The sequence below is a fragment of the Arcanobacterium sp. S3PF19 genome (assembly GCF_000758825.1).
GTDB lineage: Bacteria > Actinomycetota > Actinomycetes > Actinomycetales > Actinomycetaceae > Arcanobacterium_A.
In genome coordinates this window covers 1-8,335 of the sequence record NZ_JRMX01000003.1, presented here as the reverse complement: position 1 = coordinate 8,335, position 8,335 = coordinate 1, and the positions used below count along the sequence as shown (strand labels likewise).

The 8,335-nt window shown below is 54.9% G+C and carries 6 protein-coding genes; 1 reads left to right on the top strand and 5 read right to left on the bottom strand.

What is annotated here, in order from left to right; translation table 11 throughout:
- Window positions 1-190 precede the first annotated feature (190 nt).
- Window positions 191-1,234 carry a LacI family DNA-binding transcriptional regulator gene (locus HMPREF1631_RS00205; RefSeq protein ID WP_034230964.1) on the top strand — a complete coding sequence of 348 codons (1,044 nt, stop codon included), beginning with the start codon at window positions 191-193 and terminating at the stop codon, window positions 1,232-1,234.
- A 159-nt stretch (window positions 1,235-1,393) separates the two neighbouring features.
- On the opposite strand, the gene HMPREF1631_RS00200 is transcribed toward HMPREF1631_RS00205, so the two are convergent.
- Genes HMPREF1631_RS00200 through HMPREF1631_RS00180 form a run of 5 tightly spaced genes read right to left on the bottom strand, consistent with a single transcriptional unit; the run spans window position 1,394 to window position 7,932 of the window.
- A complete protein-coding gene (locus HMPREF1631_RS00200; RefSeq protein WP_034230962.1) occupies window positions 1,394-2,173 on the bottom strand; it encodes a hypothetical protein in 780 nt (259 codons plus the stop codon).
- A gap of 11 nt (window positions 2,174-2,184) precedes the next feature.
- Window positions 2,185-4,236 carry a beta-galactosidase gene (locus HMPREF1631_RS00195; RefSeq protein ID WP_034230960.1) on the bottom strand — a complete coding sequence of 684 codons (2,052 nt, stop codon included), beginning with the start codon at window positions 4,234-4,236 and terminating at the stop codon, window positions 2,185-2,187.
- Between the two features lie 54 nt (window positions 4,237-4,290).
- Entirely contained in the window at window positions 4,291-5,253 is a 963-nt protein-coding gene (locus HMPREF1631_RS00190) for an ABC transporter permease (RefSeq protein WP_034230958.1), read from the bottom strand.
- Window positions 5,246-6,724: a sugar ABC transporter ATP-binding protein gene (locus tag HMPREF1631_RS00185; protein WP_034230955.1), complete on the bottom strand. Its 1,479-nt coding sequence runs from the start codon at window positions 6,722-6,724 to the stop codon at window positions 5,246-5,248. Before HMPREF1631_RS00185 ends, HMPREF1631_RS00190 begins: the two co-directional genes overlap by 8 nt.
- Before the next feature lie 53 nt (window positions 6,725-6,777).
- A complete protein-coding gene (locus HMPREF1631_RS00180) occupies window positions 6,778-7,932 on the bottom strand; it encodes a substrate-binding domain-containing protein (protein ID WP_198017330.1) in 1,155 nt (384 codons plus the stop codon).
- Window positions 7,933-8,335: the final 403 nt, after the last annotated feature.

Sequence of the window (8,335 nt, the reverse complement as noted above, 5' to 3'; positions counted from 1 at the left end):
CAAGTAATAATAGAAAACAAGGCAAACGCCTAGGAACAAAACCCAGGACAGTTCATCTTCAAAATGACGCCTAGTTGTATCACTAGATTAAAATACCAGGTTACTAAACCTGGCGATTTCCCGATATCAAGATGAAAAACGGACAACCTACGAAATTGGCGGGCAACCGTTTCGTAGTATAATTGCTTGTATGTTTTCTCCACCTAGCAAGCGACGCCCAACTCTACATGATGTTGCCCGTCTAGCTGGGTGCTCCTATCAGACCGTCTCGCGCGTGGTTAATGATCAGGGAGCCGTGCATCCGAATACTCGCGAGCAAGTACTTGCCGCAATCGCTGAGGTAGGCTATAGGCGTAATGTCGCCGCTGCGGCTCTGAAGACTGACCGACCCGGCAGTATTGGGGTGGTTACTGACTCATCCTGGCGCTACGGCCCCATGGGAGCCTTGCGAGGTATCGAAATCGCTGCCAGAGAACTCGGAAAAAATGTAATCCTGTCCGTCAATGATCGCGATTCTTTTGGTTCACTCCAGTCAACCCTCGATACTTTCCGAGATGCCTACGTTGACGGTCTGATCGTCATAGCTCCGCTAATTCGGGAAGCCGAACTCGCTTTGAACTCTATCGAAAACTCTGGCTGGGCCAGCGGACTACCCATTGTCGTGCTCGCCGCTGACCTTGCCCCTCTTCCACACTCTGTAGTCGTATCCGAGGACCAATACGAAGGATCCGTGCGAGCCGTGAAACATCTGATACGACTCGGTCACAAAAATATTGCCCATATAGCTGGCAACCAGGAGTGGCTGGAAGGCCAAGTTCGACTCAATGGCTGGCGAGATGCCCTGGTGGCTCAGGATCTACCCGTTCCAGAAGTATTAATCGGTGACTGGTCAGGGGAAAGTGGCTACCAGGCTGGATGCCGCATAGCGGACTTGAGTCCCCGCCCCACGGCCGTATTCGTAGCTTCCGACCTGATGGCGCTCGGTTTGATCCGGGCACTTAACGAGCATGGCCTCCGCGTACCGCAAGACATCAGCATCATTGGTTTCGACGACCACGAGTTCGCGTCCCAATTCGATCCCCCACTAACCACCGTGCGGCAGGACTTCGTGGCATTGGGAACCCTGTGTGTGCGTAGCCTGCAAGATTCTAAATCTGACGCTCGCCACACTATCTCCCCTGATCTCATCATCAGGAAGAGCACTGCACCGCCCTCCAGTTCGAAGATTTCGTGATAATAATCCGCACAGCAACAGCTAGGTGCCTGTGAACTAAACAGCGCAGGAGCCCCCAATCCGGGGTGAAAATCCTGATAAGACAGTATTTAAGTGCGTAACATGATGTGGCTGGGATCCCGTCCCTGGGATCCCAGCCACATATTTTATCTACTACAGTTAGCCGATGCGCTCTACCTTGAAGTCATCTCCAAGTTTAGAAACGACCGCTGCCTTGTCCTTGGTAGCCAAGAACTGTTCGGCAGCCTCGCGGGTACAGCTCACCACGAGCTTAACGTCGCCTTCGCGACCATTAGCAAAGGAGACTAAACGATCCGTGACCGCAGCCCGGTCACCCTTGATATCCACCAAGCTCGGGTCGGCAGTACCAATCGAAATAACCTTGCGATCCTTATCGAAACGCAGGATAAGGCTGGTCCACAAGGAGTTGTTGTCGTGTACGGCTAGCACTACAGTGCTGTCCGGGCTCACGAACGCTTCCGCAGCCGACACCACATCGTCGTGAGACGCACCCAGTTTCCACTGCAGACCCAGGGTCTCGTCAGCGGGTTCCGGCGCCGTCACAATCGAGGACTTGTAGCGGCCACGCAGTAGGCTCCAAGAGCGGCAGACGTATACGTCGAGATCCTCGTCCGCGTTCCAGGTATTCTGGTACTCGGCAAAGTACTCGTCCATCTCATCGCGTTCTGCCACCAGGACGAAATCAACCTGGTCGCGGTTGGCGGCGTACAGCGCGTCCGCAGCAGCCTGCAGATCATCAACCTGGGTCGGAGCCTGAGCCACCTCTTTACCTTCGGTGTGGCGGCACTTGATTACCTTTCCCTTTTCCAGCAAACACACGATCCTACGGGCGCCCTTGGCGGAACGTAGCAGCAGGCGCTGCGCATTCCGCCACTGGTCCACGTCCAGATCGGCCATTAAAACATCACCGTGAAGCATTGCAGTTCCTTTCAGTTTTTTAGTGAGCAGTCGTAGACATTGATTGAGTAGGCGGGCATAGAAGCCATCAACTGGCTGCCCTGGGCAGTACCCGGCTGGCCGGACCACAGTTCGGTGGCCTTTTCGACCTCGAAGGGTAGTTCGACACGGGCCTCAATGGCCTCGGCTGTCGGGTTGGCGATAAATACCACGCGACGCTTCGGATCGTCTTTATCCAGGTGAACCACCACGTCGAGACGGGCATCGCTCTTGTTCACGGAGGTAACTTTGGCCGCGGCGCAAGCCTGATCAAGGATACTGGCGGCATCATCTCCACTCTTAACGACGAACCAATTTCCCTTACCTGATTCAACGGCATCCTTGAGGATAGTGCAGGTGTTCATCAGGGAGTCCAGCTCGGGTAGCTTCGGACCAATGACTGCGCAGCCGCCGACGGCTACGAAGTCCACCAAAGCCTGCTGAATCTTTGCATCCAGGTAGTCGAGGGTCGGCAGCACGACGATGCTGCGTTCGCCCCAACGTGCGGGATCGAGATCCGTATCGGAGATCACGAAGTCGTGACCACCAGCCGACAGAGCATCGAAGCAAGCGCCGAAGGCCTTACTCTTCTCCAACTGTACTGGCGCATCGAAGCCCAGATTGTCCTCACTAATGGTCAGCGTGTTAGCGTACTCGCTGAAGCCCGATGGCGTCTCCAAGAAGTCACCGGGGAAGGAGACCAACACCGAGGCTGCCTCGAGCCGGTCGTATTCGCGGTTCGCCAGAAGCAGTACCTTCGCGTCACGACGCAAGGAGGTAAAGCCATTCTCGGACTGCATCCGGTTGGCATTGCTGAACATCTTCTCGTGGTCTTCGCGAACCCGACCATCGCGACGGATGGGAGAGTCTAGCCAGCGGTCGCGCTCCACCAGCATGTAGCGGCTGAAGCCCTTGATACCCTGCATCAGTGCAGCCTTGGTAACGAATTCCTCGTCGTAAATCTCACCCGGGTTGAGGTACCAGGGCCACACACCGGCGATGAACTCCGGGATGTAAGGGAAGCGGCTGGTTCCCACCACATACGAGCCAACGGTCTTGACATGGCTGTAGAGTTCCTTGCGGGAGTAAATATCGAAGCCAACGAAATCGAGCTTCTCTTCCAGCTTGGCGATGTTGAAAGGAGTAGTGAATCCAGAAGCAGCACCACCCGGACCGAGTGGATGCGGGTAATTGTGGAATAGCGCGATCTGATCCAGACCACGCTCGCGCATCATGTCGGCAAGGCGATCCATCGAAATGATCAGGTACTGCTCGCGGTATTCAATCCAGTCAGCCAAGACCGGAATGTCATGCTTGCTCTTACCTTCGAAACGCCGTGGCGCGTCGATCTCGCCCTCGCTGCCATAGGAGGTGCCGTAGGCCTTGTTGATGGCCGCCAGATCACCGTACTTGTTAAGCAAGAAGGTGCGGTACTGCGCCAAAGACTCTTCGGAATAGTCGGCAGCGTAGGCGTTGATGCAGAAGAAGTACGCCATCTCATTATCAACCTGAGCTGCAACAATGCCGCCCTTGGGGTAGCAGTGACGAGCCAGAATCTCACAGATCGCGTCGTACCAGAGTGCGGTCTCTTCGTAGAATTCATCTGCAGCGTAGTTGACAGCGGGTATGGGCTTGGGCACCTGGGTCAGGACGGTGCGTCCGCCCTTGGCGTTGCGCATCTGCAACCGCTCGTTTTCGAGAATACGTTTGGGGTATCCGAACCAGGTCAACTCGGAGTTGATCTGCGGTCCGGGACGAACGATGATCCGGAAACCTTTGTCCTCACATAGGGTCAGGAAGGCGTCAATATCCTTGTTTCCTGAGAAGTCGAAGACTCCCTTTTCTACCTCGTGGATCTCCCACGGGATGTAGATCGAGATCATGTTGAAACCCATACCCTTGACAGATTCAAGAATTTGATCCCACTTGTCTCGGTCAAGCCTCCAGTAGTGTACGGCACCGCCATACAGCGAGACTGTCTCGCCATCAACCTTGAAGGCGCTCTTGCCAACCGACACGGGCCGGTTGTCCGTTTGCTTCTCCATCGTTTTTCCTTTCTTATTTACTTCGGACAGGTCTATGTTCCTGTTTGATGGTGATTAGTTCTTTCTGGCCAGGGCGACTGCCAGGATGATGATTACGCCCCGAATAATCTGTTGCTGAGAGGTGTCGAGTCCGGCCAAAATGAGGCCATAGTTGATCGTTGCCATGAGCAAGGCACCGAAGAAGGTACCGATGACGGAGCCGCGTCCGCCAGCAAGTGCGGTACCACCAAGGATCACCGCGGCGATAGCATTCATTTCGTCTCCGGCGCCCCACTGGAACCGGCCAGACATGAGTCGGCCAGCGTAGAGCATACCGGCGACGGCTGCCCCCATCGAGCAGATCATCATGACGCGGAAACGCACCCAGGAGGTACTGATGCCGGAGTACTCAGCGGCAACCGGGTTAGCACCGGTAGCCAGAATCTGACGTCCGAAACGCATCTTCTTGAGCACTATCGTTCCTGCCACAACGAACAGCAGCATCCAGATGATCAAGCCCGGGATCGGACCGATCTTTCCGCCACCGAAGTTGGCTACGTAATTCATGTCCAGAATCGGCACTGGCGCTGATTTCGTCACCCACTGGGCGATACCGAAGGTAATACCCATCATGGCCAGGGTGACCAGGAAGGACGGGATTCGAGCGAAGGCCACGAGGGCGCCGTTAATGCTTCCCACGATCGCCCCGAGCGCCAATCCTGCCAAGATGCCGGGTATCAACCCGAAATGAGACAGCGACATAGCAGTGACCACGCTAGCCAGGCCCGCGACGGATCCCACGGAGAGGTCAATCTCCGCGGCCGCGATTACCAATGTCATTCCGACAGCAATCACCGAGACGATGGCCGCCTGGCGGAGGATGTTCCAGAAGCTGGCTACGGACAAGAAACCCTCGTCTCGCAGTAGCACTGAGAAGATTAGCAGGACGACCACGAAACCGACGTAGATGATGTCCCGCCGCCAGTCGAAGTTAAAGCCCCTACGGGGCAACTTTTCTAGGGCTTTTGATTCACTCATGGTTCACTCCTTGAACTGCCAGTTCGAGTGCCTGCTCGTCAGTTGTTTCGGATGCGTCGAGTTCGCGCTCGACGGTGGACTCGCGCATCAGGAGCAGGCGATCGCTCATGGCGAGTAGTTCGGGGTATTCGGAGGAGATAACGAGCACCGCATGACCCTCAGCCGCAAAGTTACGTATAGTCTCGATAATTTCGGCTTTGGTGCCGATGTCGACACCGGCGGTAGGCTCGTCCATCACCAGGACTCGTGGGTTGCGACTGATCCACTTTGCAAGCACGATTTTTTGCTGGTTACCGCCGGATAGCAGGGAGGCAGGTGCCTCGGGACGTGCCACCTTAATACGGAACTCCTCTACCAGCTTGCGGGCCAAGCCGCGCAGGGCACGGTCATCGACCCATCCACCACGGGAGTGATCGGACACGTGAGGCAACTGCAGGTTGCTGTTAACCGAGTGCCCTAGTACCAGGCCTTGGAGGCGACGGTCCTCGGGAACCAGCACCAAACCGTGTGCCAGAGCATCCCCGGGTTTGCTAATCTTCACCTCGTGCCCATCGATACGCACGGTGCCTGCGGTGATTTTATCGATACCGAACAACGTGCGGGCGAGTTCAGTACGACCAGAGCCCATCAGGCCAGCTAAACCTACAACCTCGCCCTCACGGACCTCGAAGGCCACATCATGAAGTCCATTCTCTGCGGCCAGACCCTCCACCGAAAGAACCACGGGACGTTCGGAACAGACCCGACGCGGCGGCGCCGCCATGGCGACGGTTCGCCCGACGATACCTTCGACTATTTTCTCCGGGGTGATCTCAGATAACGGAGAGGTCAGGAGATGCTTACCATTGCGCAGAATCGTGATGCGATCCGCGATTTGATAGACCTCCTCCATCCGGTGAGAGATATAGACGATCGAAATACCTTCGTCAGTGAGCCGTTTGATTAGGTCGAACAGAGCCTTAGCCTCCTGCTGAGCAAGAGCGGCGGTGGGCTCGTCCATGATCAGTACTCTTGCGTCTTCGGCCAGTGCCTTCGCGATCTCAGTCAACTGCCAGTAGGCAGTGGATAGCGAGGACATAGTCGCGGTGGGATCCACCTTGACCTGCATACGCTCGAATATCTCCCGGGCCCGACGGACCATCTGTCGATCATCAATCACGCCCCCGCTCCGAGGCTCATCATTAAGGAAGATGTTTTGCGCGACAGTCAGGGTTGATACCAAGCTAAATTCTTGGAAGACCATACCTAAACCAGCTCGCTTAGCGTCATGGATGTTGCTGAAGTGACAGAGTTTACCAGCGATCTCGATAGTTCCCTTGTCCAGGGAGTAGACCCCCTGGAGGATCTTCATCAGCGTCGACTTTCCGGCGCCATTACCACCGGCCAGAGCGTGAACCTCTCCAGGAAGTATTTCAAAGTCCACGTCGTCGAGAACCTTCACACCGGAGAAGGATTTCTGGATCCCTCTCATGCTCACTAAAGGTTCCGAGCTGGTTGCTCCCTTTACAGTGGGTGTAGCGGCACTCACTTCTTCATCGCTTTCTTCAGATCAGCCGGAGGCTCAGAGTTGTATACCTGCTTCCAGGCTTCCAGTACATTCTGGTGTGTTACGGGCAGAGCGTTGAGCGCGATATAGGACGGAGCCTTCTTTCCAAGCAAGGCCCCGGCAGCGATGCGCGCCTCGGCAACACCCTGTTGGTAAGGCTGCTGAGCACCGAGCCCTACTACGAGCTGATCTTGGGCCAAGGCGATTGCAACGTTTGTCCCAAGATCCTCGGTAGCGATCTTGAGGTCATTGCGACCTGCAGAACGAGCAGCCGCCATCACACCTTCGGCTGGGACATCCCAGACTGCCCAAATGCCAGCTAGCTTAGGGTTCTGGTGGATCATCGCGTCGGCTACCTTCTGTGCATCACCAGCGAAGTCAGGACCACCGATACCCTGTTCCTTTACAATCTTGATATCTGGGTATTCTTCCTTGATAACCTTAAGGAAGCCTTCATAACGTTGGCGGGTAACGAAGAAGTCAGCAGAGTGGTAAATAACGCCAATTTCACCCTTACCGCCGAGAGCCTTAGCCAACAGATGAGCAGAGACCACCCCATTACCGAAGTTATCTGCGCTCACTACTGATTCGTAGTCCACGCCAGCTTTCAATCCTTCGGGGACATTGTCCATGAAAACGAGCTTCGCGCCGCTTTCTGCAACCTTGCGATACGCTCCGGCGGTAGCCACCGGATCGGTGGGAATAGAAACTACGATATCGGGGTGCTTGGCAAGGACTGTCTCGATGTTGGACACCTGTTGACCCGGGTTAAAGTTCGCATCGGTTACGGCGATAACATCGATGCCTAACCGGGCAAATTCAGCCTTGAGTCCAGCGATCTGAGCATTAGCCCAGTCGTTACCCGCGTAGTGCATCACGAGAGCAGCGGTAGCCTTTTTCCCTTTAACCTTCGCAACTTCTTCGTCACTGAGTTCAACAGCTTTAGCGGCTACCGGGGTTTCCCCGTGGGGGCCTTTGCTGAGCACCTTCCCTTCTAGTTCTTTCAGGGCGGCGTCCGCCTTGCCAGCGACATGGGTGCTGGTTTTCTCACTGCTTGCAGATTCAACTGTGCAGGCCGCGGTACTGCCGAGAATCGTGAAAGCAGCAGCGATAAGTAATAGTCTTCTCTTCATAATCGTTCTCCTTTGAACTGTAAGACTTATCGAACGCCGATCCCTGGAACCAGAAACACACGTTCTTACTTGCTCATTGTGAACGTTCACACTATGTATGTCAAGCGTTTCAGAAACTTTCCACGAATTCACAGCTGAATTTACGTGTCTAAAATCGTTATTTTTAGTGCACCGATTAGGGATTATGCTGATTTTAATAAGCTTAAAAATAACAGCGCGTAAAGATTGCTGCCGCTCGATAGCTCGTCTACGACCCCTTCCTCGCTCAACACGAAAGGAAGAAAAACTTTCGTTTATCTCCTTTTCGGTCTCGCTCGTCGGGGTGACAGGATTTGAACCTGCGACCTCTGAACTGTCCTGGGTTTTGTTCCTAGGCGTTTGCCTTGTTTTCTATTATTACTTG

Coding starts and splice junctions, on each gene's coding strand:
- HMPREF1631_RS00200 (WP_034230962.1), bottom strand. CDS start 2,173: ATGCTTCACGGTGATGTTTTAATGGCCGATCTGGACGTGGACCAGTGG.
- HMPREF1631_RS00195 (WP_034230960.1), bottom strand. CDS start 4,236: ATGGAGAAGCAAACGGACAACCGGCCCGTGTCGGTTGGCAAGAGCGCC.
- HMPREF1631_RS00185 (WP_034230955.1), bottom strand. CDS start 6,724: ATGAGAGGGATCCAGAAATCCTTCTCCGGTGTGAAGGTTCTCGACGAC.
- HMPREF1631_RS00205 (WP_034230964.1), top strand. CDS start 191: ATGTTTTCTCCACCTAGCAAGCGACGCCCAACTCTACATGATGTTGCC.
- HMPREF1631_RS00180 (WP_198017330.1), bottom strand. CDS start 7,932: ATGAAGAGAAGACTATTACTTATCGCTGCTGCTTTCACGATTCTCGGC.
- HMPREF1631_RS00190 (WP_034230958.1), bottom strand. CDS start 5,253: ATGAGTGAATCAAAAGCCCTAGAAAAGTTGCCCCGTAGGGGCTTTAAC.